24 protein-coding genes and 1 riboswitch are annotated in these 24,930 nt (G+C 64.3%); of the genes, 14 read left to right on the top strand and 10 right to left on the bottom strand.

Annotated elements, in window-relative coordinates:
- The first annotated feature begins 9 nt into the window (after window positions 1-9).
- From AC1RRT_RS06735 to AC1RRT_RS06705, 7 genes are all read left to right on the top strand, one after another.
- Complete coding sequence (locus AC1RRT_RS06735; protein WP_493013006.1) at window positions 10-660, top strand: FliH/SctL family protein; 651 nt, start codon at window positions 10-12, stop codon at window positions 658-660.
- Between the two features lie 6 nt (window positions 661-666).
- On the top strand, window positions 667-1,002 hold the full coding sequence (gene fliN, locus AC1RRT_RS06730; protein ID WP_493013005.1) for a flagellar motor switch protein FliN: 336 nt from the start codon (window positions 667-669) through the stop codon (window positions 1,000-1,002).
- Between the two features lie 72 nt (window positions 1,003-1,074).
- On the top strand, window positions 1,075-2,442 hold the full coding sequence (flbD, locus tag AC1RRT_RS06725; RefSeq protein ID WP_493013004.1) for a sigma-54-dependent transcriptional regulator FlbD: 1,368 nt from the start codon (window positions 1,075-1,077) through the stop codon (window positions 2,440-2,442).
- 36 nt (window positions 2,443-2,478) lie between these two features.
- Window positions 2,479-4,602, top strand: a complete 2,124-nt coding sequence (gene flhA / locus AC1RRT_RS06720; protein ID WP_493013003.1) for a flagellar biosynthesis protein FlhA — start codon at window positions 2,479-2,481, stop codon at window positions 4,600-4,602.
- 14 nt (window positions 4,603-4,616) lie between these two features.
- On the top strand, window positions 4,617-5,693 hold the full coding sequence (locus AC1RRT_RS06715; RefSeq protein ID WP_493013002.1) for a flagellar biosynthesis protein FlhF: 1,077 nt from the start codon (window positions 4,617-4,619) through the stop codon (window positions 5,691-5,693).
- The gene (locus AC1RRT_RS06710) at window positions 5,690-6,529 is read left to right on the top strand and encodes a MinD/ParA family protein (protein ID WP_493013001.1); all 840 of its coding nucleotides are present in this window, start codon (window positions 5,690-5,692) and stop codon (window positions 6,527-6,529) included. The genes AC1RRT_RS06715 and AC1RRT_RS06710 overlap by 4 nt, the downstream gene beginning before the upstream one ends.
- 30 nt (window positions 6,530-6,559) lie before the next feature.
- Window positions 6,560-8,524 (top strand): hypothetical protein, encoded by a 1,965-nt coding sequence (locus tag AC1RRT_RS06705; protein ID WP_493013000.1) that lies wholly within the window; start codon window positions 6,560-6,562, stop codon window positions 8,522-8,524.
- Here AC1RRT_RS06705 and AC1RRT_RS06700 read toward each other — a convergent pair.
- A complete protein-coding gene (locus AC1RRT_RS06700; RefSeq protein WP_493012999.1) occupies window positions 8,521-9,432 on the bottom strand; it encodes a DMT family transporter in 912 nt (303 codons plus the stop codon). The genes AC1RRT_RS06705 and AC1RRT_RS06700 overlap by 4 nt on opposite strands.
- A 90-nt stretch (window positions 9,433-9,522) precedes the next feature.
- Here AC1RRT_RS06700 and AC1RRT_RS06695 point away from each other — a divergent pair, with 90 nt between their 5' ends.
- Window positions 9,523-10,401, top strand: coding sequence for a LysR substrate-binding domain-containing protein (locus tag AC1RRT_RS06695; protein WP_493012998.1), 879 nt, complete (start codon window positions 9,523-9,525; stop codon window positions 10,399-10,401).
- 64 nt (window positions 10,402-10,465) lie between these two features.
- The gene (locus tag AC1RRT_RS06690) at window positions 10,466-11,371 is read left to right on the top strand and encodes a DMT family transporter (RefSeq protein WP_493012997.1); all 906 of its coding nucleotides are present in this window, start codon (window positions 10,466-10,468) and stop codon (window positions 11,369-11,371) included.
- Window positions 11,372-11,377: 6 nt separating this feature from the next.
- Here the strand turns inward: AC1RRT_RS06690 and AC1RRT_RS06685 are convergent, their stop codons facing one another.
- Together AC1RRT_RS06685 and fliI are read right to left on the bottom strand one after the other, a co-directional pair.
- Window positions 11,378-11,821, bottom strand: coding sequence for a flagellar export protein FliJ (locus tag AC1RRT_RS06685; RefSeq protein WP_493012996.1), 444 nt, complete (start codon window positions 11,819-11,821; stop codon window positions 11,378-11,380).
- Window positions 11,821-13,161: a flagellar protein export ATPase FliI gene (gene fliI / locus AC1RRT_RS06680; RefSeq protein WP_493012995.1), complete on the bottom strand. Its 1,341-nt coding sequence runs from the start codon at window positions 13,159-13,161 to the stop codon at window positions 11,821-11,823. Before fliI ends, AC1RRT_RS06685 begins: the two co-directional genes overlap by 1 nt.
- Before the next feature lie 272 nt (window positions 13,162-13,433).
- Here fliI and ctrA point away from each other — a divergent pair, with 272 nt between their 5' ends.
- Genes ctrA through AC1RRT_RS06665 form a run of 3 tightly spaced genes read left to right on the top strand, consistent with a single transcriptional unit; the run spans window position 13,434 to window position 15,512 of the window.
- Window positions 13,434-14,153, top strand: a complete 720-nt coding sequence (gene ctrA, locus AC1RRT_RS06675; protein WP_492979013.1) for a response regulator transcription factor CtrA — start codon at window positions 13,434-13,436, stop codon at window positions 14,151-14,153.
- A 49-nt stretch (window positions 14,154-14,202) separates the two neighbouring features.
- Entirely contained in the window at window positions 14,203-14,577 is a 375-nt protein-coding gene (locus tag AC1RRT_RS06670; protein ID WP_493012994.1) for a hypothetical protein, read from the top strand.
- Window positions 14,574-15,512 (top strand): DNA methyltransferase, encoded by a 939-nt coding sequence (locus AC1RRT_RS06665; RefSeq protein ID WP_493012993.1) that lies wholly within the window; start codon window positions 14,574-14,576, stop codon window positions 15,510-15,512. Before AC1RRT_RS06670 ends, AC1RRT_RS06665 begins: the two co-directional genes overlap by 4 nt.
- A 49-nt stretch (window positions 15,513-15,561) precedes the next feature.
- On the opposite strand, the gene AC1RRT_RS06660 is transcribed toward AC1RRT_RS06665, so the two are convergent.
- The 3 genes from AC1RRT_RS06660 to AC1RRT_RS06650 all read right to left on the bottom strand — a co-directional run bounded on the left by AC1RRT_RS06660 (window position 15,562) and on the right by AC1RRT_RS06650 (window position 19,502).
- Window positions 15,562-16,281 (bottom strand): DUF4198 domain-containing protein, encoded by a 720-nt coding sequence (locus AC1RRT_RS06660; protein ID WP_493012992.1) that lies wholly within the window; start codon window positions 16,279-16,281, stop codon window positions 15,562-15,564.
- A 32-nt stretch (window positions 16,282-16,313) separates the two neighbouring features.
- Window positions 16,314-18,440 carry a TonB-dependent siderophore receptor gene (locus AC1RRT_RS06655; protein WP_493012991.1) on the bottom strand — a complete coding sequence of 709 codons (2,127 nt, stop codon included), beginning with the start codon at window positions 18,438-18,440 and terminating at the stop codon, window positions 16,314-16,316.
- 211 nt (window positions 18,441-18,651) lie between these two features.
- A riboswitch (cobalamin riboswitch) is annotated at window positions 18,652-18,851 on the bottom strand.
- 24 nt (window positions 18,852-18,875) lie between these two features.
- Window positions 18,876-19,502, bottom strand: a complete 627-nt coding sequence (locus tag AC1RRT_RS06650; protein ID WP_493012990.1) for a histidine phosphotransferase family protein — start codon at window positions 19,500-19,502, stop codon at window positions 18,876-18,878.
- A gap of 84 nt (window positions 19,503-19,586) precedes the next feature.
- Here AC1RRT_RS06650 and AC1RRT_RS06645 point away from each other — a divergent pair, with 84 nt between their 5' ends.
- Together AC1RRT_RS06645 and cysQ are read left to right on the top strand one after the other, a co-directional pair.
- On the top strand, window positions 19,587-19,766 hold the full coding sequence (locus tag AC1RRT_RS06645; RefSeq protein WP_493012989.1) for a DUF3553 domain-containing protein: 180 nt from the start codon (window positions 19,587-19,589) through the stop codon (window positions 19,764-19,766).
- A complete protein-coding gene (gene cysQ / locus AC1RRT_RS06640; RefSeq protein WP_493012988.1) occupies window positions 19,767-20,540 on the top strand; it encodes a 3'(2'),5'-bisphosphate nucleotidase CysQ in 774 nt (257 codons plus the stop codon).
- A gap of 26 nt (window positions 20,541-20,566) precedes the next feature.
- Here the strand turns inward: cysQ and trhA are convergent, their stop codons facing one another.
- The 4 genes from trhA to acuI all read right to left on the bottom strand — a co-directional run bounded on the left by trhA (window position 20,567) and on the right by acuI (window position 24,925).
- Window positions 20,567-21,220 carry a PAQR family membrane homeostasis protein TrhA gene (gene trhA / locus AC1RRT_RS06635; RefSeq protein ID WP_493012987.1) on the bottom strand — a complete coding sequence of 218 codons (654 nt, stop codon included), beginning with the start codon at window positions 21,218-21,220 and terminating at the stop codon, window positions 20,567-20,569.
- An 82-nt stretch (window positions 21,221-21,302) separates the two neighbouring features.
- On the bottom strand, window positions 21,303-21,869 hold the full coding sequence (locus AC1RRT_RS06630; protein ID WP_493012986.1) for a Spy/CpxP family protein refolding chaperone: 567 nt from the start codon (window positions 21,867-21,869) through the stop codon (window positions 21,303-21,305).
- A gap of 79 nt (window positions 21,870-21,948) precedes the next feature.
- On the bottom strand, window positions 21,949-23,751 hold the full coding sequence (locus tag AC1RRT_RS06625; protein ID WP_493012985.1) for a feruloyl-CoA synthase: 1,803 nt from the start codon (window positions 23,749-23,751) through the stop codon (window positions 21,949-21,951).
- 184 nt (window positions 23,752-23,935) lie between these two features.
- Window positions 23,936-24,925: an acrylyl-CoA reductase (NADPH) gene (gene acuI, locus AC1RRT_RS06620; protein WP_493012984.1), complete on the bottom strand. Its 990-nt coding sequence runs from the start codon at window positions 24,923-24,925 to the stop codon at window positions 23,936-23,938.
- Window positions 24,926-24,930 lie beyond the last annotated feature (5 nt).

The following is a 24,930-nucleotide window of genomic DNA, read 5'->3' as shown; positions in this document are numbered from 1 at the left end:
TAAAACAGTATGGCAAGCAAGGCGAAATTCCTGTTCGACATGCCCTTCGACGGCACCCGCCCGAAGGTGGAGCGGTCGTATGCGCCCAAGCCGCCGCCGCAGAAATTCTCGGTCGAGGAAATCGACAGCGCGCGCAGTACATCCTATGCCGAGGGTGAGGCTGCTGGCCGCGAGGCCGCTTATGGCGAGCACCAGATGCGACTGGAGCAGGCGCTGCAGGCGATCGCTGCGCAGCTGGGCGCCATTGCGGCCGGCGAGGAGCGCGCCCAGGTCGCGGCGCGCGCCGAGGCGGTTGAACTGGCCGTGGCGATTGCGCGCAAGCTGGCCGGCAGCCTGATCGAACGCCAGCCTTTCGACCAGATCGAGGCCCTGGTGCTGCGCTGCATGGACGACATGCGCGACGAGCCGCGCCTGGTGGTGCGGGCCGCCGAGCCGGTGATTCAGCATCTGGACCAGAAGATCGACCAGCTGGTGTCCCAGTCGGGCTTCGGCGGCAAGGTCGCCTTGGTCCCCGACGAGACGATGGCGGTCACCGACTGCCGCATCAACTGGGCCGATGGCTCGGCCGAACGGCGTCAGGCGGCGCTGGACAAGGATGTCGCCCAGGCGGTGGAACGGTATATCGCCGGGCTGCAGGCGCAGCTCGCGACCGAGGAGTAAGGGTTTATGGCTGACAGTGATGATCTTGAACTGAAGGACCTGGGGCAAACCCCGGGCATGATGGATGACGACGATCCCAATGCGGCGCGCACTGCCGCGGATCTTCAGGCCGTCTTCGATATTCCGGTGCATGTCTCGGCCGTGCTGGGCAAGGCCAACATGCAGGTCAGCCAGTTGCTGAAGCTCGGTCGCGGCGCGGTGGTCGAGCTTGACCGTAAGGTCGGCGAAGCGATCGACATCTATGTGAACAATCGTCTGGTGGCCCGCGGCGAAGTCGTGGTCGTGGAAGACCGCCTGGGCGTGACCATGACGGAAATCATCAAGGGTGGCCGCGGCGGTTGATGCGGCCAGCGTGTTGCCTGAAGCCTTGTTGGCGCAGGCCGTGATTAAAGCGGGAAGTTGGGGCGAAACGATATGCGACTGATCATTATCGGCACACTGAACGGACAGATTGGTGCAGCGACGCGCATCGCGTTGCAGCGCGGCGCCAAAGTCATGCAGGTGGACGATATCGAGCAGGCCCTGAACACCCTGCGCGCCGGCAAGGGCGCCGATCTCGCCATGATCGATGTCAGCCTGGATGTGAAGCTGCTGGTCGACAGCCTGAAGAACGAGCGCATCAGCCTGCCGGTGGTCGCCTGCGGCATCGGCAACGATGCGCGCGCCGCCGTCGCCGCGATCCGCGCCGGCGCCAAGGAATATCTGCCGCTGCCGCCGGAGGCCGACCTGATCGCCGCCGTGCTGGAAGCGGTGGCCGAAGACAGCCACCAGATGATCTTCCGCGATCCAGCCATGGGCCAGGTGGTCAAGCTGGCCGAGCAGATCGCGCCGAGCGGCGCCTCGGTGATGATCACCGGTGAAAGCGGCACCGGCAAGGAAGTGATGGCGCGCTTCATCCATTCGCGCTCGCCGCGCAGCGACAAGCCCTTCGTGTCGCTCAACTGCGCCGCCATTCCGGAATCGCTGCTCGAGTCCGAGCTGTTCGGCCACGAAAAGGGTGCCTTCACCGGCGCGGTGGCGCGGCGCCTGGGCAAGTTCGAGGAAGCCAACGGCGGCACGCTGCTGCTCGATGAAATCAGCGAGATGGACGTGCGCCTGCAAGCCAAGCTGCTGCGCGCCATCCAGGAGCGCGAGATCGACCGCATCGGCGGCAACAAGCCGATCAAGGTGGATATCCGCGTCATCGCCACCTCGAACCGCAATCTGGCCGATGAAGTGGCCAAGGGCAATTTTCGCGAAGATCTTCTGTTCCGCCTGAACGTGGTCAACATCAAGCTGCCGGCGCTGCGTCAGCGCCCGGCCGATGTCGAACTGCTGGCTGTGCATTTCCTGAAGAAGTATGCCGAAGCCAACGGCGTGCCGGAGCGGCCGATGGCGCCCACCACGCTGGAGGCCCTGCGCCAGGCGCCCTGGCGCGGCAATGTGCGCGAATTGGAAAACACCATGCACCGCGCCGTGCTGCTGGCGCTTGGTCCGCAGATCGAGCTGGAAGACATCCGCCTGCCCGATGGCACGGCACTGGCCGATGCGATCGGCCGTCCGCTCGGCGATGCCGCCAGCGGTGGTGAAGCCGGTCCGGCGCCCAACCTGGTCGGCCGCACCGTGGCCGATGTGGAGCGCGACCTGATCATCGACACGCTGAAGCATTGCCTGGGCAACCGCACGCATGCGGCGACCATCCTGGGCATTTCGATCCGCACGCTGCGCAACAAGCTGAAGCAGTATACCGACGAGGGCATGGCCGTTCCGGCCGCCAATGAAGGTTCGCGCGTCACGGCCTGAGCTGTGACGTTTTACGGGGTTGAGGAGTAACGGGTAATGGCCGAGAACCTGCCGGCGGAGAGCTCTCCGGCCGCCTCACAAGGCGGTGGCGGCGACATGTTCGGCTGGATGCGCAACATCAGTCAGCATGGCGATATCATGCTGGCGCTCGGCGTCATGGCCATCCTGTCGGTGCTCATCCTGCCGATGCCGACCTGGCTGCTCGATATCGCCCTCGCGATCTCGATCACCATCTCGGTCATGGTGATGATGACGTGCCTGTTCATCCAGCGGCCGCTGGAATTCTCCAGCTTCCCGACCGTGCTGCTGATCACCACCATGCTGCGGCTGGCGCTGAACCTGGCGTCGACCCGCCTGATCCTCGGCCACGGCCATGAAGGCACCGATGCTGCCGGCCATGTGATCGAGGCCTTCGGCCAGTTCGTCATGAGCGGCAATCTGGTGATCGGTGTGATCGTCTTCGCGATCCTGATCATTGTGAACTTCGTCGTCATCACCAAGGGTTCGGGTCGTATTGCCGAAGTGTCGGCGCGTTTCACCCTCGACGCGATGCCCGGCAAGCAGATGGCGATCGACGCCGATCTTTCGGCCGGCCTGATTGACGAGGCCACGGCGCGCATCCGCCGCAAGGAACTGGAAGACGAGTCGAGCTTCTTCGGTTCGATGGACGGTGCCTCGAAGTTCGTGCGCGGCGATGCTGTCGCCGGCATCATGATCACCTTCATCAATCTGATCGGTGGTGTGCTGATAGGCGTGATCCAGAACGGCGTCAGTTTCAGTCAGGCGCTGAACACCTACTCGATCCTCACTGTCGGTGACGGCCTGGTGGCGCAGATTCCGGCGCTGATCATCTCGGTCGCCGCCGGTATCATGGTGTCCAAGGGCGGTGTCACCGGTTCCACCGACAAGGCGCTGTCGCGCCAGCTCTCCTCGGTCAAGGCCCTGACCATGTCGGCTGTGCTGGCCGCCGCCTTCGCGCTGATTCCGGGCATGCCCTTCATCCCTTTCATCCTGCTGGCCGCCATCACCGGCGGTCTGGCCTATGCCTCGATGGAGGCAGAGAAGAAGGCGCGGATCGCTGCCTTCGTGCCGCCACCCGAACCCCTGCCGCCGGTCAGCCCGCTGGACGAACCGGTCACCAATGCGCTGGCGATCGATGATCTGCGCATGGAGCTTGGCTTCAGCCTGCTGCCGCTGATCAATGACGCGCGCGGCTATCGCTTGACCGACCAGATCAAGGCGCTGCGCCGCCAGATCGCCATCGATATGGGCTTCATCATGCCCAGCGTGCGCATTCTGGATAACATGCAGCTGCCCGGCACCACCTATGTGATCCGCGTCAAGGAAGTGGAGGCGGCGCGTGGCGAAGTGCGGCCGAACATGCTGCTGGTCATGGATCCGCGCGGCGAGCGCATCGCGCTGGCCGGCATCGAGACGGTCGAGCCGACCTTCGGCCTGCCTGCCATGTGGGTCGACGACAGCATGCGCGACGAGGCGATGTTCCGCGGCTATACCGTGGTCGATCCGGGTACCGTCATCACCACCCATCTCACGGAAGTGGTGAAGGACAATATGTCCGATCTGCTCAGCTTCGCCGAGACGCAGAAGTTGATCGAGGAGTTGAAGAAGAACAACGAGAAGCTGGTCAGCGAAGTGATCCCGAATCGCATCAACGTCAACGGGGTGCAGCGCGTGCTGCAGAACCTGCTGTCCGAGCGCGTCTCGATCCGCGACTTCGCCACCATCCTGGAGGCTGTCGCCGAAGCCAGCGGCTATACCCAGTCGATCACCCAGATCACTGAACATGTACGTTCGCGGCTCGCCCGCCAGATTTCGAACGCCAATGTCAGCCCGGACGGCTATATCCCGCTGGTGACCCTGTCGCCGCAATGGGAGCAGAATTTCGCCGAGGCGCTGGTTGGGCAGGGCGAGGAGCGCCAGCTCAGCATGCAGCCTTCGCGCCTGCAGGACTTCATCGCCCAGGTTCGCCAGACCTTCGAGCGCATGGCCTCTGAAGGCCATATGCCGGTGCTGCTGACCAGCCCGACGATCCGCCCCTATGTGCGGTCGATCATCGAGCGCTTCCGCCCGGCCACTGTGGTGATGTCGCAGCAGGAAATCCATCCGAAGGCCAAGCTTCGGACGGTAGCGCAAATCTGAGGACGACCTAGACGATGCGGCTTAAGACCTTCCAGGCGGCAACGATGAGCGAGGCGATGGACCTCGTGCGCCAGTCCTTGGGCGAAGACGCGATCATCGTATCGACCTACAGCCATCGCAACGGCGAGGGCGTCGAGATCACCGCCGCTATCGAGCAGCATACCGACGACGACTTCGCGACGCCGGAGGCGCAGGCGATGCGCTACGGCCAGGGCAACGGCCGCCTGTTCGTGCCAGGCGACGACTTCGCCGATCATAGCGCTGATCAGGTGGGTGAGCTGATTCTCGGCGCGCTGCAATGGCATGGCGTGCCGGCCCGGGTGGCCGAGCGTCTGGCCCAGGCGGCAATGCGCGTCGGCCTCGACGATGCTGTCGGCGCGCTGGCTGAGGCGCTGGACGAGACTTATCGGTTCCCCGGCCTGAGCAGCGACAACCGGCCGGTGATCCTGATCGGCCCGCCGGGCAGTGGCAAAACCATCGTGGCGGCCAAGCTGGCCGCGCGCTGCGTCATCGACCGCCGTGGCGTCCATGTCGTGTCCTGCGACGGCAGCCGCGCCGCCGCCGGCGAACAGCTCGCCGCGCTTTGCCGTGTCATGGCCACGCCCTTCATGGAAGCGCCGACGCCGCGCGATCTGGCGCTCGCCATCGATACCGTGCCGCCCTCGGCCAAACTGGTGATCGACACTGCCGGCATCAACCTGCATGACGCGGCCGAACGCCGTGGCCTGAAGGGCCTGATCCAGGCCAGTGGTGCCGAACCGGTCGCCGTCTTTGCCGCTGGCACCGACGCCATGGAAGTGGGCGAGCTTGCCGCCCAGGCCGTGGCGCTGGGTGCGCGCCGCTATGTCGCCACCCGCCTTGATTCGGCCCGCCGCCTTGGCGCGCTGGTCGCCGCCGCCGATCTGGGCGGCCTGGCCTTCGCCGATGCCAGCGCCAGCGCCTTCGTTGGCAAGGGCTTTGAACGCTTCGACGCCCTGATGCTGGCTCACCGCCTGCTGGCCGACCCCGATGCCCAGTCTCCGGCTGTCGACGCTGATATCGACAGCCGCCACTTCGCCCCCAAACCCGCAGCCATGAAGGCCGCAGAATGACCGTGATCGCCATGACGCAAACGCCGACGACGCCTTCCGCCGCTGCTCGCCCGATCCGCCATCCATCCACCGCGCAGCGCATGTCCAACGTGATCGCCATCGCCTCGGGCAAGGGCGGTGTCGGCAAGACCTGGCTTTCGGTCACGCTGGCGCACAGCTTCGCCCGCCAGGGACAGCGCGTGCTGCTCTTCGATGGCGATATCGGCCTCGCCAATGTCGACATCCAGCTCGGCCTGATGCCCGACCGCGACCTGGGCAGCGTGATCGCCGGCCGTTTCAGCCTGGCTGATGCCGTGATGCCGTCGGAAGCCGGCTTCGACATCATCGCGGGCAAGTCGGGTTCGGCCTCGCTTGCCACGCTCGACCAGGCGGCGCTCACGGGGCTGCGCGACGAGCTGATGCTGCTGGCCAAGAGCTATGACCGCGTGATCATCGATCTGGGCGCCGGCGTCGACGCCGTGGTGCGCACCTTCTCGATGGCTGCCGGCATCACCGTGGTGGTCACCAATGACGAACCGACCGCGCTGACCGATGCCTATGCCTATATCAAGCTGGCGCGCATGGCCGACCGCAACGCCGATGTGCGCGTGGTGATCAACATCGCCGCGACGACGCGCGAGGGTGAACGCACCTATGCCAAGCTGAACAAGGCCGCCGAGAATTTCCTGAAATATTCACCGCCACTGGCCGGCGTTGTGCGTCGCGACGACAAGGTGCGCGATGCCATCCGCAACCAGGTTCCCCTGCTGACCCGTCATCCGATGTGCGAGGCGGCCGAGGATATCGAGGCGCTGATGAACAGCCTGCTGCGTGTCGGCCAGCCGGCGCAGCCCTGATCGTCATGCCATGAGGGGCGGGGATACCGCGTGAGCGATCTCGGCCCAGTAGCACCGCCACCGCCGGTCGTGCCGGCGACTCCGGTTGCGCCAACACCTGCACCCGCCGCACAAACCCCGGTGGCCGTACCGCCGACGCCGTCTGGCGGTCAGCCTTCGGGTGGCCAGGCCGGCGGACAGGGCGGCGTGCCGACGCAGTCGCAGCCGTCGCCCAGCACGATCCTGCAGGGCGATGCCTCGCAGATCGCCGCCAGCTCCAGCGAATTGACCAAGGGCGGCGAGATTTCCGCGCAGGTGGTGGCGCGCGACAATGCAGCGCTGCTGGTGCGCACGGCGGCGGGCAATGTGCTGAGCCTGGCGTCGACCCTTGCAGCGAAGCTGGAGCAGGCGAATATCGCCGTGCTGACGGCGGCGCTCACGATTCAGCTCAATCCGGAAAACCCGCAGCAGGCCACGATCACCAGCGCCAACGGTGTGACCTTGCAGCCGCCGCTGGCGGCGCAGGCGCAGCCGCCGACCGCCGCGCAGCTGGCACAGGCCGTCGCGCCGCCGCAGCCAGGCAACACCGCCGCGCCGGTGCTGCCGCAGACGGGACAGACTCTCACCGCCACCGTCGTGCCGGCGCAGGCCGGCGGCAATCCTGCCGCTGCGGCCCTGCCGGCCGGCAGCCAGATCCAGGTCGTGGTGCAGAGCGCCACGCTGCCGGCGACGACGGCGCTACCGCAAGTCACCGCCGCGCCGGTGCCGCCTTCCGTGACGGTACCGGTTCCCGCAACACCGCCGGCTCCCGCAGCAGCGCCCGCGGCGGCTCCAGCCGTGCCGTTGCCAGCTGTGCCCGCCAGTCCGCCTGCCCCGGCGGCAGCGCCGCCGGCCGGCACAGTCTCGGTGCCGGCCACCATTCCCTCGCCGATTGCCGTGACCCTGCTGCAGCAAGCCGCGACGCCGGCGCCGACGGCGCCGCAGGTCGTGCCGCCGCAAATCCCGACGCAGACTCCGCCGCCGCTGCCGCAGCAGCCCGTCGCAGCGCAGCCGGTTATGCCGCAGCCGGTTGTCCCGCAACCGCAGGCGCCAATGCCCAACAGTCCGGCCGCCGCCGCCATCGCGGCGCAGGCGCAGGCCGTGCCGGTCTCCACCGGTCAGGTACTGTCGGGCGTGGTATCCGGTCAGGCCGCCAATGGCCAGGTGCTGGTCAGCACGCCGCAGGGCGTGCTCTCGCTCAGCCTGTCGCAGCCGTTGCCGCCCGGCACGCAGCTGTCGCTGGAGCTCGCCTCGATCACCCGGCCGCCGATGTCGACGCCGACCACACTTGGGCCGCCGCCGCTGGCCGGCGTGTTGACCAGGCTGCAGGGCGAGTGGCCTGCCTTGCAGATGACCCTGGATGCCGTGCGTGCCGCTGATCCGGCGCTGGCGCAGCGCCTGCAAGCCGAGTTGCTGCCGCAGGCCAATGTGCGGCTGGCGGCGACGGCATTGCAATTCATGGCTGCGGCGGCTGCCGGCAATGCGCAGGCTTGGCTCGGCTCGGAAGCCGTGAAGAAGCTTGAGCAGCAGGGCAAGGGCGAGCTGCTGAAAAAGCTGGATGACGATTTCCGCGAGCTTGGCCGGCTCAACAGCCGTCAGTCGGATAGCGACTGGCAGGCGCTGGTGATGCCGATGCTGGTGAATGGCAAGGTCGAGCCGGTGCAGATCTTCATGCGCCGCCGCAAAGACAAGGAAAAGAAGCAGGCGCAGACCCGGTTCCTGATCGACTTCGATCTGGAAAGCACGGGGCCGATCCAGTTCGACGGTTTCGTCAGCGCCAAGCAGCTCGATCTCGTCCTGCGCTCGGAAACCGAATTCGGCCCGGCTTTCAAGATGGATGTCACAGCGATCTTCACCGGCGCGCTGGAAGTGACCGGCATGGTCGGCTCGATCCGCTTCCATGATCGCGAGAAGCCGCTGGCCTGGCCCAGCCCGGAGCTGGAAGCCAAGGGCCATAGTACCGAGATCAAAATCTAGCGACGGGTCACCAGCCAGATGCCGATGGCCACGGGAATGATCCCGAGGAAATCAATGGCATTGAGCGGTTCCGACAGCACCAGCCAGCCTATCAGCAGGCCCAGCGGCGGCATGATGAAGTGCAGGCTGCTGGCCTGTGTGGCCGACCCGCGCCGCAGCAGCATGAACCACAGGGCATAGGCGCCGACCGAAATGGGGCCGGCGAGATAGAGCATCGCGCCGAACAGCGACCAGCTCGGATGGATGGCGGCGGTATCTTCCAGCAGCAGGGCGACCGGCAGCAGGGCGCTGCCGGCAGCAATCATCTGCACGCCCAGGCCGGCGAAACTGTCGCTCTGTGTGGGCAGTTTCTTGTAGAGGATGGTGCCGGCAGCCAGGCCGACGGCGGCGGCGATGCTGAACAAGATGCCACCCAGATCATCATGACCCACGGTCAGGCGACTGCGCAAAATCACGGTCACGCCCATCAGGCCGAGCAGCAGGCCGAAGCCTTTGCGCCAGGTGAAGCGCTCGCCCAGCAGCAGCGCGGCCAGCAAAGCGGTCAGGATCGGGTTGGTGCTGACGATCACGGCGGCGAGGCCCGACGAGATCGTCTTCATGCCCCAGTAGCCCAGACCGAGGTAGAGCGCGTAATTGAGAATGCCGAGCAGAGCCAGGCGACCGATCTCGGCGCGCCGGATCGCTTGGCTGCCGCGCCAGAACAGCATCACGGCGGTGAGTACGAGTCCGGCGGTCAGGAAACGGATCGCCAGTAGCAGCAACGGCGGCGCATCGAGAATGCTGATCTTGCCTGCGGTGAACGCCGAGCTCCACAACAGGCAGAACAGCAGGATCAGCGCCGGCTGGATCCATTTTTCAATGGAAACGCGGCGGGCGGGGATGGCCAGGGGCAGGCTGGTATCGGTCATGCCCCCCAGATAGGCCTTTGGCTTTTAATTTAGAAATTAAATGATATTATATTATTTATCGTATTTCATAATGAATGGCGGTTTTCGGCCATGACCCACGATCTGGACATCGACCTGCTGCGCGCCTTTGTAGGCGTCGCCGAAAGCGGCAGCTTCACGCGCGCTGCTGAGAAGCTGAATCGCACGCAATCCACCGTCAGTCAGCAGATTCAGCGTCTGGAGCTGGCGGCCAATGCGCCGCTTCTGCTGCGCGATACCCGCAGCCTGCACCTGACCGAAGACGGCGACCGCATGCTGACCTATGCGCGCCGGCTGCTCAGCCTGCATGACGAGGCCCGTGCCGCCATCGGGGGCGTCAGCCATAGCGGCGAGGTGCGACTCGGTGTTTCTGAAGATATTGCACCGGTGGCGCTGCCGCGGGCGCTGGCGGAATTCAGTCGTGTGCATCCGCGCCTGCATATCGCCATGCACTGTGATCTCTCACTCGTGCTGACAAAGCAATTCGACCGCGGTGATCTCGATGTAGCCGTGGTGAAACAGGATCCGGCCGTCCGCAGCGGCGAGCGGTTGAAGGTTGATCCGCTGGTCTGGTTCGCTGGCCCTGGCCTGGTGCTCGATCCAGCCGAGCCGCTGCCGCTCTGTCTCTGGCCGCAGGGCTGCATTTTTCGCGACCGCATCATCAATGCGCTGGATGCCGCCCGCATCCGCTGGCGCGTCGCTTATACCAGTCCCAGTCTGGCTGGGGTGCGCGCTGCCGTAGCCGCCGGCCTTGGGGTCAGCGCGATGATGGCCAGCGTTATCGAACCGGGGCTGAAGCTGGTCGATCGCCGCCGGCTGAAACTGCCAGATCTGGGCGAGGTGGCGCTGGCCTGCCATGTCACCGCCAAGGGCAAGCGCGTCGCTGCGGCACGGGACCTGGCGCAATTCATCGCCACGGCTCTCGCGCAGTCTGCCGCCAAGGTTGCGTGATATTGGGCCGCCTGACCGCAAGAAGCGGATAGGCATCGTCCATGAACAAAGCTAGACAGCGCGCATGACAGATCAACGTATGACGGCGCAAGTCTGGGGCCTGCTGCTCGCTCTGTCGGTGCTATGGGGCGGATCGTTCTTCTTTATCGGCATCGCCGTGCGCGAACTGCCGCCGCTGACCATCGTGGCGGCGCGGGTCGGTATCGCGGCCCTGATCCTGTTGCCGATGCTATACCTGCTCGGTCGCCGCCTGCCGCCCGATCAGGATGTGTGGCGCGCCTTTCTGGTCATGGGTGTGCTTAACAATGCCGTGCCCTTCACGCTCTTTGTCTGGGCGCAGGGCCAGATCCCCAGTGGCCTGGCGTCCATCCTCAATGCCACGACACCGATCTCGACCGCGCTGGTCGCCCATGCCTTCACCCAGGATGAGAAGCTGACGTCCAATCGCGTGATCGGCGTGCTGCTGGGCCTGGCCGGCGTGGTGGCGATGCTGGGGCCGGACTTGATCTCGGGTCTGGGCCATAACGTGCTGGCGCAATGCGCCTGCCTGCTGGCCACGCTCAGCTATGCCTGCTCGGGCGTCTATGGGCGCCGCTTCCGCCGCATGGGCGTCGAGCCTGTCGTGGTTGCCGGCGGACAACTGGTGATGTCGTCGCTGATCCTGCTGCCGCTGGCGCTGCTGATCGAGCATAGCTGGCAGTTGCCGCTACCTTCGGCATCGGCCATCGCGGCGCTGCTGGGCCTGGCAGTGCTGTCGACAGCTCTTGCCTATGTGCTGTTCTTCCGCGTGATGGCTTTGGCTGGTAGCAACGTCAACCTGGTGACCCTGCTGGTGCCGGTCAGCGCCATCCTGCTGGGTGCGCTGGTGCTGGGCGAGCGGCTGGAACCGCGGCATTTCATCGGGATCGGCGCGATTGCGCTTGGGCTGGCGGCCATTGACGGGCGGCTGCTGGCGCGGTTGTGCCGCTAACTGGCTTTATGAATTGGCCGGCGGCGTGCCGTCCTGCTCCTGGCGGCGGCGGAAGCCCTGCAGGCCGGCTTCGTCCATCTCGGCCTGCTCGCGCTTCTCGCGCTTGAGGCGTTCGCGCTTTTCCCAGTTCTCGAGCACGAGTTCGTATTTCTTCTGCTCGCGGAAGGCGGCTTTCACCTCTTCCTGCGCGGCGGCGATGCGGTCGATCAGCTCTTCGCGCGAGACTTCGAGGTTGGCGCGGCGCTCGCGGTTCATCTTGCGATAGTTGGTGAAGCCGAAGCTGGCGTCGTAATGCTGGGTGGCGACCTTGCGCTCCTGCTCCAGCTCGATATCCAGCGCATCCATCTGGCGCTCAAAGTTGGCGCGCATGATTTCCAGGTCGACGACGATGCGGCGGCGCTCGTCGAGCCGCCATTTCCACAGCCGGATCAGGGCGTCGACGCCCTTCATTATTCACCAGCCTGTGAGGTCAGGCCTTCGCCTTCGAGGAAGATTTCCGCCAGCTTGGCATAGCCCGAGGGCAGGTCGGCGCGTTCGACCTTCTGCTGCTTGAGGAAGGCCTCCAGCATCGGCTGGTAGCGGATCGCCTCGTCCACCTTGGGGTCGCTGCCGGCGCGATAGGCGCCGAGCCGGATCAGTTCGGCCATGTCGTCGTAGGTGGCCATGAGCTGGCGCGCGCGCGTCACCAGCAGGTTTTCATCCTCGGTGTTGCAGCCGGGCATGGTGCGCGAGATCGAGCGCAGGATGTTGATGGCCGGATAGCGGCCGCGTTCGGCAATGCCGCGCTCCATCACGATATGGCCGTCGAGAATACCGCGGGTGGCGTCGGCGATCGGTTCGTTATGGTCGTCGCCGTCGACCAGCACGGTGAACAGCCCGGTGATGCTGCCGTCCTGGGTGCCGGGGCCGGCGCGCTCCAGGAGGCGCGGCAGTTCGGCAAAGGTGGTCGGCGGATAGCCCTTGGCCGTCGGCGGCTCGCCGCCAGAGAGTCCGATCTCGCGCTGCGCCATGGCAAAGCGCGTGACCGAGTCCATCAGGCAGAGCACCTGCTGGCCCTGGTCGCGGAAATACTCCGCCACCGCCAGCGTCATGTAAGCCGCCTGGCGGCGCACCAGCGCCGGTTCGTCTGATGTCGCGACGACGATCACGGTGCGGGCGAGGCCCGACTTGCCCAGATCATCCTCGATGAATTCCTGCACTTCTCGACCGCGTTCGCCGATCAGGCCAACCACGTTCACATCGGCTTCGGTGTAGCGTGCCATCATCGACAGCAGCACGGACTTGCCGACGCCCGAGCCGGCGAAGATGCCCATGCGCTGGCCGCGGCAGCAGGAGATGAAGGTGTTGATCGAGCGCACGCCCAGATCGATTTTCTTGCCGACGCGCTTGCGCGAATTGGCCGGCGGCGGATTGGCGCGCAGCGGATAGGGCTGGGTGCCGTTGATCAGCGGCGGGCCACCATCCAGCGGCCGGCCCATGCCGTCGATGACGCGACCGCGCCAGCTCAGATCGGGATAGATCACCGGCTGGTCCTCGCCGACAACGGCGCGGCTGCCCAGGCCAATGCCTTCCAGCGAGCCATAGGGCATGAGGAGGGCGCGGTTCTGGCGGAAGCCGACCACCTCGGCCTCGACCTGGCGGTTGTCGCGGGTGATCAGATGGACGCGGGAGCCGATGGAAAGGTGGCGTTCGACGCCGGCAATTTCGACCAGAAGGCCCTGAATCGAGGTCACCCGGCCGGTAAAGCTGACATCCTTGATCCGGTCCAGATCCATCAGCAGGCTATGCATGGTGCCTCATCATCGGTGTTGGAAAAACACCTTAAAGCTCAAAGCCTTAACCGCTGGTAAAACCGCAGCTTTGAGCGCCCGGACTGGCCGAATTTACCATGGTTTTTTGGGTTCAGCCTGCCCATATAAGAGACAGAGTTAAAGAATGCGTTAACTTCATTTGTTAACGATGGTAAATTAGGGCGAATCGGGCGGAAAAACGCCAAACCTAGGATCGAGGGTCTGTTGATAACTTTCGGTCCGCCAACGCCACCGCGCGTGGGGGTGTAGCCATGCGAGTGCTGCTTATCGAAGACGACGCCAATATGGCCAAGAGCATCGAACTGATGCTCGGGGCCGAGGGCTTCAATGTCTACCGGACGGAATACGGCGAAGAGGGCTTGGACCTCGGCAAGCTGTATGACTACGACATCATCGTGCTCGACCTGAACCTGCCCGACATGCACGGCTACGACGTGCTGAAGAAGCTGCGCGCGGCTAAGGTCAACACGCCGATCCTGATCCTTTCGGGCATGGGCGAGCCGGACAAGAAGGTGAAGGGTCTCGGCTTCGGCGCCGACGACTACATCACCAAGCCCTTCAACAAGGACGAACTGATCGCGCGCATCAACGCGATCGTCCGCCGCGCCAAGGGCCATTCCCAGTCGGTGATCCAGACCGGCAAGCTGACCGTCAACCTCGACGCCAAGTCGGTCGAGGTCGAGGGTGGCCGCCTGCATCTGACCGGCAAGGAATACGCCATGCTGGAACTGCTGAGCCTGCGCAAGGGCACCACGCTGACCAAGGAGATGTTCCTCAATCATCTCTACGGCGGCATGGACGAGCCGGAGCTGAAGATCATCGACGTCTTCATTTGCAAGCTGCGCAAGAAGATCGCCTCCGCCACCGATGGCGACAACTACATCGAAACGGTCTGGGGCCGCGGCTATGTGTTGCGCGACCAGGTCGAGCCGGTGGCCGCCGGCGCCAAGCGGGCCGCTGGCGCACGGTAAGCTCCAGATGCAAGGAAAATGGACAAGCCGGCACACTGCCGGCTTTTTCATGCCCGGTTTCCTGGCATGGCTCGTTGTCGCGATAATTGCCGGCGACGTGCAGGCGCTGGTCAAGGTTCCGGCCCTCCGGGAGGGCGGACCATTTGTCGAGGCGCGGACCGAACTCATCAGGAGTGGCTGGATTCCCCGCATCACGGAACGGAAATATGCAGACGGCACGTTGATGAAGGAGAGCGGCGAGGCCACCGCGCTGTTGAGGGCGGGATATCCGGAAATTGACTATTGCAGTGGGACCGGTATGAACTATTGCTTCTTCCACTACACGAGGCGGAACGAGTGCCTGCAGATCGTCACCACCGGCGAGTATCGCGATGAGGCCAGCCTCAAGGTGCTGCGGTGGTCGCAGGAGTGTTATCCGGAATGACCGGCCATTCCATTGATCTTCGTACCGGCGACGCCTTGGACATACTGGCCACGCTGCCAGAAGCCTCTGCCGATCTGGTGATCGCCGATCCGCCGTATAACCTGAAGAAGGATTATGGCAACGAGTCCGATCATCGCGACTTCGACGCGTATCTGGATTTCTCTCGCCAGTGGCTGAGCGAATGCCGCCGCGTGATGAAGCCGCATGCCACGCTCTATGTCTTCATGGGCGTTCGCTTCATCTCCTATATCTACGACATCCTGGAACGGCAGCAGGGTTTGCAGTTCAACAGCTGGATCTGCTGGCATTACACGCAGGGTCTGGGCAAGACACGCGGCTTCTCGCCGCGCCATGACGACATTCTGATGTTCACGGCGTCGGATGCCTTCACCTTCAACCTCGATTCCGTACGGGTGCCGCAGAAGTATTACCGCGAGCGCAACAATATGCGCGGCGCCAATCCGGGCGATGTCTGGGGCTTTTCCCATGTGCATTACTCGCACCCCAACCGACAGCCGCATCCCACGCAAAAGCCTGAGGGCCTGATCGAGCGCATGGTGAAGGCGTCAAGCAACTCCGGCGACCTGGTGCTGGATCCCTTTGCCGGCAGCGGCACGGTGCCGCGCGTCTGCCAGCAGCTCGATCGCCGCTGCATCGGTATCGAGCTCAATCCCGATTACGTCGCCGGCATCGAGCAGCGATTGGCGCAGCCCTTCGAGGGCTTCGACAGCATCGATCCGCGCATGGAGCGCGTGCCGCTCGACCTGCGCCGGCCGGATTTACGCGCAAGCTACCTCGCCAATCATGAAGACTGGTTTCTCGACAAGCATGAGAATGCGCTCGGCAAGTTCCGCAAGGAAGTGAAGCGGGTCTATGGCGGCAAGGGCGATCTGCCATCCAGCCCCGATGACGACGCGGTCTTCGACGAGCAATGAAAAGGGCGACCATTGCTGGCCGCCCTGCTCGCTCCGGCTGTTGCCGGTCTTACGGCTTCACCTTGAAGGTCAGTGAGGCGTTGTAGAAGGTGCCTTCCACGCTATTGGCATCCAGCTTCTTGAAATAGCTCACTTCGACACCGGCATAGGGGCGCACGGGCACGGTCACGGCGACTTTGCCATCCGCATCGGTCTTCACCTTCTTCGGCTTGGCGCTGTGCGGGACATAGATGTCCTCGACCAGATCCGCATCGGCCAGCGGCTTGCCTTCCAGCAGCAGCAGTATCGGCAGCTTGTCGCCGGCCTTCATCGTGGTCGGATCAGCCAGCGGCACGATCTCCAGCGCCAGGCCAAGCGGCTTGGCGAAGGCGGTGGTTGGCGCCAGATGTGCCTTGGGGAATTTGAACGACGGGCCGGCAATGGTGGGGTTGGCCACCGTGCCCTTCGGGCCGTTGTTCCATTTGCCGTCCGGGCCCTTGGCCCAATACTTGTTGTCGAACATCGCGGCGACTATGGCGGCCGCGGCTGGAGCGTTGACTGAGGCCGACTTCTCGGCTCGCACCACGCTGGCATCGACCGCCTTGCCGTCTTTGTCGATGGCCCAGGCCTTGGTGATGCGGGCAGGGTCATACGGATCGGATGGTTCGCCTGGATCGCCATTTTCGATCACCAGTTTTCCGTCCTTGTCCAGCTCCAGCCAGACCGAATGGGCAGAGGCCGTCCCGGCGGCCAGCAGCAGCGTGGCAGTCAGTGCATAGATGAACTTCATGAGTGGGTTCCTTTCGTTGCAGGCATGGATGATCAGAATTTCACGCTGAGTGTGGCCAGTGCGCTGAGTGGCTGACCCGGCACGACGCGGGTGGCACCGAAGGCGCGTTCGTAATATTCCTTGTCGAAGATGTTGTAGATGTTGAGTGAGAGCTTGGCCGCGTCGGTAAGCTTGTAGAATCCCAACAGATCGACCTTGGTATAATAAGGCAGCAGGAAGGCGTCGTTTGTGCTGCTGCCAGCGCGGTCGTCGACTGCGGTGACGCCGCCGCCGAAACCGAGACCCTTCAGGGGACCGTTGAGGAATTCGTATACGGTCCACAGGCCGACGGTATGCATCGGGATATTCTGCAGTCTCGCACCGACCGGAATGGTGCTGTCTTTGGTCACTTCGGCATCGATATAGGCATAGCCGCCGATCACGCGCCATTCCGGTGTGATGGCGCCGGATATGTTGAGATCGAAGCCTTGGCTGCGTACTTCACCGGTCTGGATTTGCGTGGTGGGATCGGCCGGATTCGTGGCCAGCACACCCTGTTTGGTGATGTGAAACAGCGCGGCGGTTAGCCCTAGGCGCTTGTCGAAGAATTCCGTCTTCACCCCGGCCTCGTAACCCAGACCGGTTTCCGGCTCGAAGGGCTGGCCGCCGGCGGCGGTCGAGAAGCCGGTGTTGGAATCCATCACCGGACGGAAGGATTTTGCCACGCTGGTATAGACGGCAACCTCTGGCACGATCTTGTAGGTCAGGCCGGCACGTGGGCTGAAGCCGCGGCGCGACTGTGGCGCCGAGCGTCGGGTGGCGCGATCCTCGAACTCCTGCTCGAACCAGTCTGCGCGGAAGCCGAGCTGCGCTTGCAGTCGCTCAGTCAGTTCGATCTGGTCCTGAACGTAGAGCGCGTAGGTGTCTGAGACATCGAGCAGGTCGGAGAGCAACGCGGGCGTGACATTGCTCTGGCCGTAGACCGGATTGTAGATGTTGATGCTGCCGGCATTGCTACGGAACAGGTGTTCGCTGCCCCGGGCATGTTCGTATTCCACACCACTCAGCAGAGTGTGCTTGATGACGCCAGTATCGAAATGCCCCAGCAATTCAACCTGGCCAGTGGTGCTGTTCCAGTTGAAATCCCGCAGCGCACGTCGGCGGGTCAGAATGCCGGTGGCGGCGTTGAGGGCGTTGGCTTCGGTGGTGTAGCCATACAATGATCCGCTCTTGGCCTGCAGCGCGGTGCGCAGAGTCCAGTCGTTGTCCAGATCATGCTCGAGGCGGACCGAGGCGAGATAGTTCTCGTTTCTGATCTTGCCGTCGTTGGGCTCACCGAGGAACCGCGTGATCGGGATGGCGCCAACTTTTCCGTTCACCGCAACGACGCCGCGATCGAAGACGCGGTCGTCACGGATCGCTTCGGCCTCGATGGTCAGGCGGTTGCGGTCGTTGGCCTGCCAGGTCAGCACCGGCGAGAAGAACTGCCGCTCGGACGATACATGGTCGCGGAAGCTGTCGCGGCTTTCGACGGCCAGATTGGAGCGGCCGAGCAGGCTTTTGTCGTTGCTCAGGATGACGTTGCTGTCCAGCGTTCCGCGGAACAGGCCGTGCGTGCCGATTGTACCCTGCAGTACGCTGCTGTTCTCACCTAGTGGCTTTTTGGTGACGATGTTGATGAAGCCGCCGGGGTCGCCGCGACCATAAAGCGAGGCCGATGGACCGAGCAGCACATCCACCTGTTCGATATTGGCGGCATCGGAGGTCGCGTCGTAACGCCGGCTGCCTGTGAAGCCGTTCTTAGCCGAGTTGGTGGTCTTCAGGCCGCGCAGATTGAGTTCATAGAGATTGAGGCCACCGAAATTGTTGCCCTTGCTGGTGGCGGGCACATAGTCGAGCACGGCTTCGACATTGGTGCTGCCAATATCCTCCAGCACCTGCCTGGGCACCGGCACGACGGTTTGCGGCACGTCGATCAGTGGTGTGTCGGTCTTGGTCGCACTTGTGCTGCGCGGCGCGCGGTAGGACTCGCTGGTGTCGTTGTCAGTTGGTGCACTGCCTTCGACCTTCAGCGGCGGCAGAATGGTCGGCGCGGTTGTTTGTTGCGCCAAAGTGGCGGGTGCGACCAGGCAGACGAGGCTGGCGAGCAGGGCGCTAAGGCCCATCGGCTTGTAAAACATATGAAATCCCCCAGGAAGTTCAGATATTGATATATTATAACGTTATAATATATCAACTCTTAAGCAATGGAGAGCGTGGGGGCAAATCGAAAAGTTGGAAGGAATGGTCATGGCTAGGTCTCGGTGTGGCACGTCACCCGCACGCCGACGTCAGCCCGCCGTCCTCAGGACGGAAACCGACACATCGAGACACCCCGCCCAATGCGCGCACGCGTGACCACGGCTGACGGCAGGTCTCCTGGCTTGCGGGTCGTCGTGTTGCGTCGCCTTCCCAATGCGCTGGCATCAGTGGCTCAGGACGCAACACTCGCCGCTTACAGTTGCGGGGGCAGCTGCGGCATAGAGTGATAAAATCACCCGCACCGCATTCCCTGTTAGGCCCCGAAGGGCACCGTCATCGCAATGATAGGAAGAATGACCCGACAGGTCAAATGATCAGCGCGTGAAGCGCAATGTCACCGATGTCTCTGTGGTTTCAGTCCGCAGTGCGAAGCCGGCGCTCTTCGCCTGCTGCAGCATGTAGCGGCTGATCGCCGCCGCCGGTTCGGTCAGCTCAACCTGCGCCATATCCAGTCCGGCGGCCATATGCTCGTTCCAGCGCAGCATGGGACCTTCGCCACGGATGCTCCAGCCGTCGCCGTGCGGCGTCAGGCCGAGCGTGCCGCCGCGCGGCAGGGCTGCGCCAGCCTGAGCCAGTCCAAGCAACAGCGCCTTGCCCAGCGCCTTGGGCAGATCGGCATCCTGCTGCGGCAACTGCAGGGTCAGCTTGCCGCCGACGAAATAGGCCAGGGCCACGCGGGTCAGCTCCTGCAGATGCATGGTGTCCTGCAATCCGCCGGATGCGCCGAGCGCCAGCCGGAAAAACGCCAGCCGGCGCGCTGCATCACTCGCCGACTGCGCGATCAGCCCGATGGCTTCCTCGCGCATCGCGGCATCGGTTTCCTCGGCCAGCAGTTCGACGCCGTTGTTCACCGCGCCGATGCTGCCGGCAAGATCGTGGCAAAGCCGCGAACAGATCAGCGCGATCAGGTCGGTTGACTGGGCGGCAAACGGATTTCCCATGCGATTTCCCGGCTCGGCATATGGCAGGACTGTCCCGCCCTGTTTAGAATGTCCGCAACAGGCAGGCAACAGCGAGTAGTGCACATGCTGGCACCCTTTGCGCCGGGCGACTGGGTGGAGAATCCGCTGGAACGGGACTGGGGGCCGGGGCAAGTGCAGTCTGCCGTCGGATCGCGCGTCACCGTGAATTTCCTGCATGCCGGCAAGCGCCTGATCAACACCGAGCAGGTGTCGCTGAAGCCCGTGCGGCCCCCGGAAGACTGAATGACCCTCGACCTCAACCGGCTGGCCGTTGCCCTCCTGCCGCTCGCCCGCGCTGCCGGCGATGCGATCATGACGGTCTATGCCACCAACTTCGCCACCCGCAGCAAGGATGACCGCAGCCCGGTCACCGATGCCGACGACATGGCCGAGGCGATCATCCTCAAGGGCCTGCATGAACTGACGCCCGATGTGCCGGTGGTGGCCGAGGAGCAGGTGTCCAAGGGGCATATTCCGCAGATCGACGGCGCGTATTTCTGGTTGGTCGATCCGCTCGATGGTACGCGCGAATTCGTCGGCCGCAATGGCGAGTTCACGGTCAACATCGCGCTGATCGCCCATCGCAAGCCGGTGCTGGGCGTCGTGTCGGCGCCGGCGCTAGGCGATACCTGGCTCGGCCAGCCGGGCCTGAGCACGCGGCGGTTTCGCGGTCATGATGATATGGTTGGCGTGGTCGTGCGGGCGCGACCCGTGCCGCCGGTCGGGCCGATGGTGCTGACCAGCCGCAATCACCGTGAAGCGGAAGTTGATAACTTTCTCAAAAAGCAGCTGGCGCCGAATACCTGGACGGTGGGCAGTTCGCTGAAATTCTGCCGCATCGCCGAGGGCGAGGCCGATCTCTATCCGCGCTACATTTCGATCTCGGAATGGGATACAGCGGCGGGGCAGGCGGTGCTGGAAGGGGCCGGCGGCAAAGTGCTGACCTGGGACGACAAGCCGCTGGATTACGGCAAGCCGAATTTCCGTAATCCCGGTTTCCTGGCGCGCGGCGCCTAGACGCCAGACACCTAGACGCCAGACACCTAGACGATTGCGACGTCCACCAGGATAGCCGCATAGTGACAGGCGGCGGCGGCCAGCACGAAGACATGCCAGATCGCATTCTGGAACGGCAGCCGCTCCCACAGATGGAAGACGACGCCCAGGCTGTACAACGCGCCGCCGGTGATCAGCAGCACCAGGCCGGCCAGTGACGCGCTGCTGACCAGCGGCTGCAGCGCTGCCAGCACGGTCCAGCCCAGCACCAGGTAGACGACGACTGACAGCTTTTCGAAGCGCAGCGGATAGAGCAGCTTCATCGCCACGCCGATGATGGCGATGGTCCAGACGAAGCCGAGCAGGGCCCAGCCCCAGGTGCCACCGATCAGCATCAGGCTGAAGGGCGTGTAGGTGCCGGCGATCATCACGAAGATGGCGGCATGATCGAAGCGGCGGAACAGCGCCTTGCGCTGCGCATGCGTGGTCAGATGATAGAGTGCCGAGCAGATGATGGTGGCGAGCAGGCCGAAGGCATAAAGCCCGAGGCTGATGCCGCGCGGCAGGTCGGGGGAGAGGCAGAGAAAGACGATCAGTGTCGTTACGGCGCCGACGGCAAAGGCCAGGCCCAGCAGATGCACCACGGCATCGGCGATCCGTTCGGCGCGGCTGCAGGTTCGGGGCAGGGGTACGCTCGACATGGGCAAGTCTCCGGCGGCTGGCAACCAGCATAGCGGAAGAAATGCGGCGGGAAAAAGACTGTTCCCGTGATCGTGGAGAGTTTCAGCGATCCAGATCGTCGTGGCGCGAGCTCTGCTGCTCGCCGGCCGGTTCAAAACCGCGCAGCGCAGCGAAGTGCAGCAACTGGTCCGGTGTCAGCAGATCGCGGGCGGCCAGATGGCTGCGCAGGCGGGCGGCGCGCATGCGGCCCTGCAGGCTGCCGATTTTCTGGGTCACGGCGTCGATGCGAGTTGCCTCGATATTGCCTTCGGTAAAGGCGCGGTCGAGCCGGCGATCCTCGATCAGGATGCGGCGGCCCAGCGCGGTTACCTCGCTGTCGAGATCATGCTGCAGCTGGCGCAGCTTCTGGCGCTGATCCTGCTCGAGCTCGAGCGCATCGGCCATCTGCAGCAGGCTCTGCGGCGCGGGAAACAGGTTGCGCTCGGCCGCCGTCATGTCGGCGACGTTGTTGGGCACCAGAATCGTGGCGGTCGGCGGAATGGTGGGAATATCGGTCTCCGCCGTCACTTCAGGCGGTACTGCAGTATGCTGTCGGCTGATCGAACCCAGCGCCACACCGGCGGCAAGGGTCAGGCCGAACGCAAGCGTGGCGACCAGGCGGCGCGGCACGGGCGTGTCTCCCCAAATTGACTGTCAGGCCGAATCATTATGTGGATTCGGCAGAGAGCGTAATCTAGGGCGGCAGAGGTCAGCAGTCGGTGACGACGATCACGCTGGCATCGGGTGAATCGGCATAGAGGCGCATCACATCGGCGTGACGGCGCTCCAGCGTGGCGCGCTGGTTGATGTAGCCCTTGTCGGTGATTTCGTTGGCATCGATCGACGGCGGCTCGGCCAGCAGCAGAACGCGCGCGATTTTCAGCGAAGAACCGCCCTGCGTACGATTGTGTGCTGCCAGTTTGGCTGCGATCTCGCTGTGCAATTGCTCCGGCGTCAGGTCTTTTGCCGCAGCGGAAGGCCAGGCGAGCAGCCCGATATAACTTTTGTCGTGCCCAGTCACCACCGCATCCTGCAGCAGCGGGGAACAGGCCGCGATGGATGCGACGCGCACGCCGCCCACATGCACCCAGGTGCCGGTGGTCAGCTTGAAGTCTTCCGCGATACGGCCGTCGAACACCACGCCCTTGGCTGGATCGCCGGCATCGGCCAGCTTCGCCGCATCGCCGATGCAGTAGAAGCCCTCGGCATCGAAGGCCTTCTGCGTCTGCGCGGCGTCATTGACATAGCCTGGGGTCACGTTGGGGCCTTTGACGCGCAGTTCCAGCTTGCCGCCGGTCGGTACGAATTTCAGCTGCACGCCTGGCACCGGCACGCCGATCACGCCGGCGCGCTCGATGGGGAAATGCGCCGCCGTCGCCAGCGGCGCTGTCTCGGTCGAGCCCCAGGAGGACGTCATGCAGACGCGCTTGCCCAGCGTGCGGATACTGAGCGCTTCCAGGCGGGCCCAGAGATCGGGCGGCAGCGCGGCGCCGGCATAGAAGATCAGTTGCAGCCGGCTGAAGAACTGGCGGCACAGCGCTTCGTCCTTTTCCAGATGCGGCAGCAGCATGGCGTAGCCGGCCGGCACGTTGAAATACACCGTGGGTGCGATCTCACGCAGGTTGGCCACCGTCTTGTCGACCAGGCCCGGCGCCGGCTTTCCGTTGTCGATATACAGCGTGCCGCCCTGGCGCAGCACCATGTTGAAATTGTGGTTGCCGCCGAAGGTGTGATTCCACGGCAGCCAGTCGAGCAGCATGGTGCGCTGCTGCTGCAGGAAGGGCCAGATCTGCGCGATGGCCTGCTGGTTGCTGCTCAACATGCGATGGGTGTTGATCACGCCCTTGGGCAGACCGGTCGAACCGGAGGTGAAGAGATACTTCGCCACCCAGTCGGGCCGGATGCTGTTGAAGCGCGCATCCACATCGGCTGTCGGCTTCGTTTCCAGCAAAGGCTTAAGGTCGGTGATCTGCTCGATGTCGGCAGGCAGCGTGGCCAGAACCTTGGCGAAGGGCGCAGCGCCTTCGGCAAAGATGAGGCGCGGTTTCACCTGGTTGACGATGTGATGCACCTTGGCGAAATCGCCGCTCATCAGCGAATAGGCCACGCTCACCGGTGTCACCGGCACGCCGGCGACAAAGCCGCCCAGCATCAGCAGTGCATGATCGATGCTGTTGCCCGAGAGAATGACGACGGGCGTGCTCTGGTCCAGGCCGCGATCCAGCAGGCTCTGCGCAATGCTTCGGGCGGCTGTCCAGGCGGCATTATAGGTGAGGCGGCGCCAACCGGTGCCGGCCGCATCGCGTTCGGCGAGGAACAGGCCGTCGGGCTGCGCCATCGCCTGCTGCCGCAGCACCAGGCCGAGATGGTCGGGATGGGCGTCGAGCGCGGTTTCGGATTCGAGGATGAAGCTGCCATCCGCACGGTCCGTGCGGCGGATGCGCGGCGTGGCGAGCTCAAGCGGCAGAAACGGCGGTTTCGCACCCGGCCGGGATTCCCCCTGCTGGATCATGTTCCCTCCCAGGACACGGCGCTGCATTTTTGTAAGGCAGCATTACAATATGGGAAAGATCATAACCAAGCGGTGCGGGGGCGCAAGCCTCATTCGTCACCCCGGCCAAGCGAAGCGCGAGCCGAGGTCCCATTGATGGGACGAAAACGGGATGCCCGCTTTCGCGGGCATGACGAAAATTATTTTACTTATTGATATCCAGCACCACGCGGCCGCGGATCTGGCCGCCGAGAATCTTCGGCGCCAGATCGAAGACGGCCGACAGCGGATATTCCTCGGTGATGGCGCCCAGCTTGTCCTTGGGCAGGTCCTGGGCGAGCTGCCACCAGGCGCGCTTGCGCTTGTGCATCGGCGCCATGACGCTGTCGATGCCGAGCAGGCTGACATTGCGCAGGATGAACGGGAAGACGCTGGCTGGCAGGTCGTTGCCGCCGGCGAGGCCGCAGGCCGCGACATAGCCGCCGTATTTCACCTGGCTCAGCACGGTGGCGAGCGTCTGGCCGCCGACGGAATCCACCGCCGCCGCCCAGCGTTCCTTGGCCATCGGCGCGCCCTTCTGCGCCAGTTCGTCGCGGGCGATGAAACCTTTTGCGCCCAGCGATGTCAGATAGTCATGGGTTTCCGGCCGGCCGGTCGCGGCGATCACCGTGTAGCCGCGCTTGGCTAGCAGGCTGATCGCGATCGAGCCGACGCCGCCGGCGGCACCGGTGACCAGCACTTCGCCATCCGCCGCGTTCAACCCGGCATCCTCCAGCGCCTGCACACAGAGCATGGCCGTGTAACCCGCCGTGCCGATGGCCATGGCCTGTTGCATGGTGAAGACATCGGGCAGGCGCACCAGCCAGTCGCTTTTCAGCGAGGCGAAGCGGCTGTAGCCACCCCACTGGGTTTCAGACAGGCCATAGCCGTTGACGATCACCTTCTCGCCCGGCTTGAAATCCGGGTTGCCCGAGACGACGACGGTGCCGGCCAGGTCGATGCCGGCCACCATCGGTAATTTACGCGCGATGCGGCCGCCGGTGAGCGCCAGGCCGTCCTTGTAGTTCAGGGTGGAATAGCCCACCTCGACCAGCACGTCGTTGGCCGGCAGCTCTTTCTTGGTCAGCTCCTTGAAGCCGGCCTTGGGCTTGCCGTCGACGTCTTCGATGACGACGGCGCGGAATGTCTCGGCCATAAACT

The organism is Ferrovibrio sp. GW821-FHT12B10 (genome assembly GCF_058807515.1).
The sequence above is the reverse complement of the archived record's forward strand: the minus strand, read 5'-3'. Positions and strand labels throughout refer to the sequence as shown.

What these genes read in the sequence shown, in the direction of transcription:
- AC1RRT_RS06735 (WP_493013006.1), top strand. Translation starts at nt 10, where the DNA reads ATGGCAAGCAAGGCGAAATTCCTGTTCGACATGCCCTTCGACGGCACC.
- fliN (WP_493013005.1), top strand. Translation starts at nt 667, where the DNA reads ATGGCTGACAGTGATGATCTTGAACTGAAGGACCTGGGGCAAACCCCG.
- flbD (WP_493013004.1), top strand. Translation starts at nt 1,075, where the DNA reads ATGCGACTGATCATTATCGGCACACTGAACGGACAGATTGGTGCAGCG.
- flhA (WP_493013003.1), top strand. Translation starts at nt 2,479, where the DNA reads ATGGCCGAGAACCTGCCGGCGGAGAGCTCTCCGGCCGCCTCACAAGGC.
- AC1RRT_RS06715 (WP_493013002.1), top strand. Translation starts at nt 4,617, where the DNA reads ATGCGGCTTAAGACCTTCCAGGCGGCAACGATGAGCGAGGCGATGGAC.
- AC1RRT_RS06710 (WP_493013001.1), top strand. Translation starts at nt 5,690, where the DNA reads ATGACCGTGATCGCCATGACGCAAACGCCGACGACGCCTTCCGCCGCT.
- AC1RRT_RS06700 (WP_493012999.1), bottom strand. Translation starts at nt 9,432, where the DNA reads ATGACCGATACCAGCCTGCCCCTGGCCATCCCCGCCCGCCGCGTTTCC.
- AC1RRT_RS06695 (WP_493012998.1), top strand. Translation starts at nt 9,523, where the DNA reads ATGACCCACGATCTGGACATCGACCTGCTGCGCGCCTTTGTAGGCGTC.
- AC1RRT_RS06690 (WP_493012997.1), top strand. Translation starts at nt 10,466, where the DNA reads ATGACAGATCAACGTATGACGGCGCAAGTCTGGGGCCTGCTGCTCGCT.
- AC1RRT_RS06685 (WP_493012996.1), bottom strand. Translation starts at nt 11,821, where the DNA reads ATGAAGGGCGTCGACGCCCTGATCCGGCTGTGGAAATGGCGGCTCGAC.
- fliI (WP_493012995.1), bottom strand. Translation starts at nt 13,161, where the DNA reads ATGCATAGCCTGCTGATGGATCTGGACCGGATCAAGGATGTCAGCTTT.
- ctrA (WP_492979013.1), top strand. Translation starts at nt 13,434, where the DNA reads ATGCGAGTGCTGCTTATCGAAGACGACGCCAATATGGCCAAGAGCATC.
- AC1RRT_RS06670 (WP_493012994.1), top strand. Translation starts at nt 14,203, where the DNA reads ATGCCCGGTTTCCTGGCATGGCTCGTTGTCGCGATAATTGCCGGCGAC.
- AC1RRT_RS06665 (WP_493012993.1), top strand. Translation starts at nt 14,574, where the DNA reads ATGACCGGCCATTCCATTGATCTTCGTACCGGCGACGCCTTGGACATA.
- AC1RRT_RS06660 (WP_493012992.1), bottom strand. Translation starts at nt 16,281, where the DNA reads ATGAAGTTCATCTATGCACTGACTGCCACGCTGCTGCTGGCCGCCGGG.
- AC1RRT_RS06655 (WP_493012991.1), bottom strand. Translation starts at nt 18,440, where the DNA reads ATGTTTTACAAGCCGATGGGCCTTAGCGCCCTGCTCGCCAGCCTCGTC.
- AC1RRT_RS06650 (WP_493012990.1), bottom strand. Translation starts at nt 19,502, where the DNA reads ATGGGAAATCCGTTTGCCGCCCAGTCAACCGACCTGATCGCGCTGATC.
- AC1RRT_RS06645 (WP_493012989.1), top strand. Translation starts at nt 19,587, where the DNA reads ATGCTGGCACCCTTTGCGCCGGGCGACTGGGTGGAGAATCCGCTGGAA.
- cysQ (WP_493012988.1), top strand. Translation starts at nt 19,767, where the DNA reads ATGACCCTCGACCTCAACCGGCTGGCCGTTGCCCTCCTGCCGCTCGCC.
- trhA (WP_493012987.1), bottom strand. Translation starts at nt 21,220, where the DNA reads ATGTCGAGCGTACCCCTGCCCCGAACCTGCAGCCGCGCCGAACGGATC.
- AC1RRT_RS06625 (WP_493012985.1), bottom strand. Translation starts at nt 23,751, where the DNA reads ATGATCCAGCAGGGGGAATCCCGGCCGGGTGCGAAACCGCCGTTTCTG.
- acuI (WP_493012984.1), bottom strand. Translation starts at nt 24,925, where the DNA reads ATGGCCGAGACATTCCGCGCCGTCGTCATCGAAGACGTCGACGGCAAG.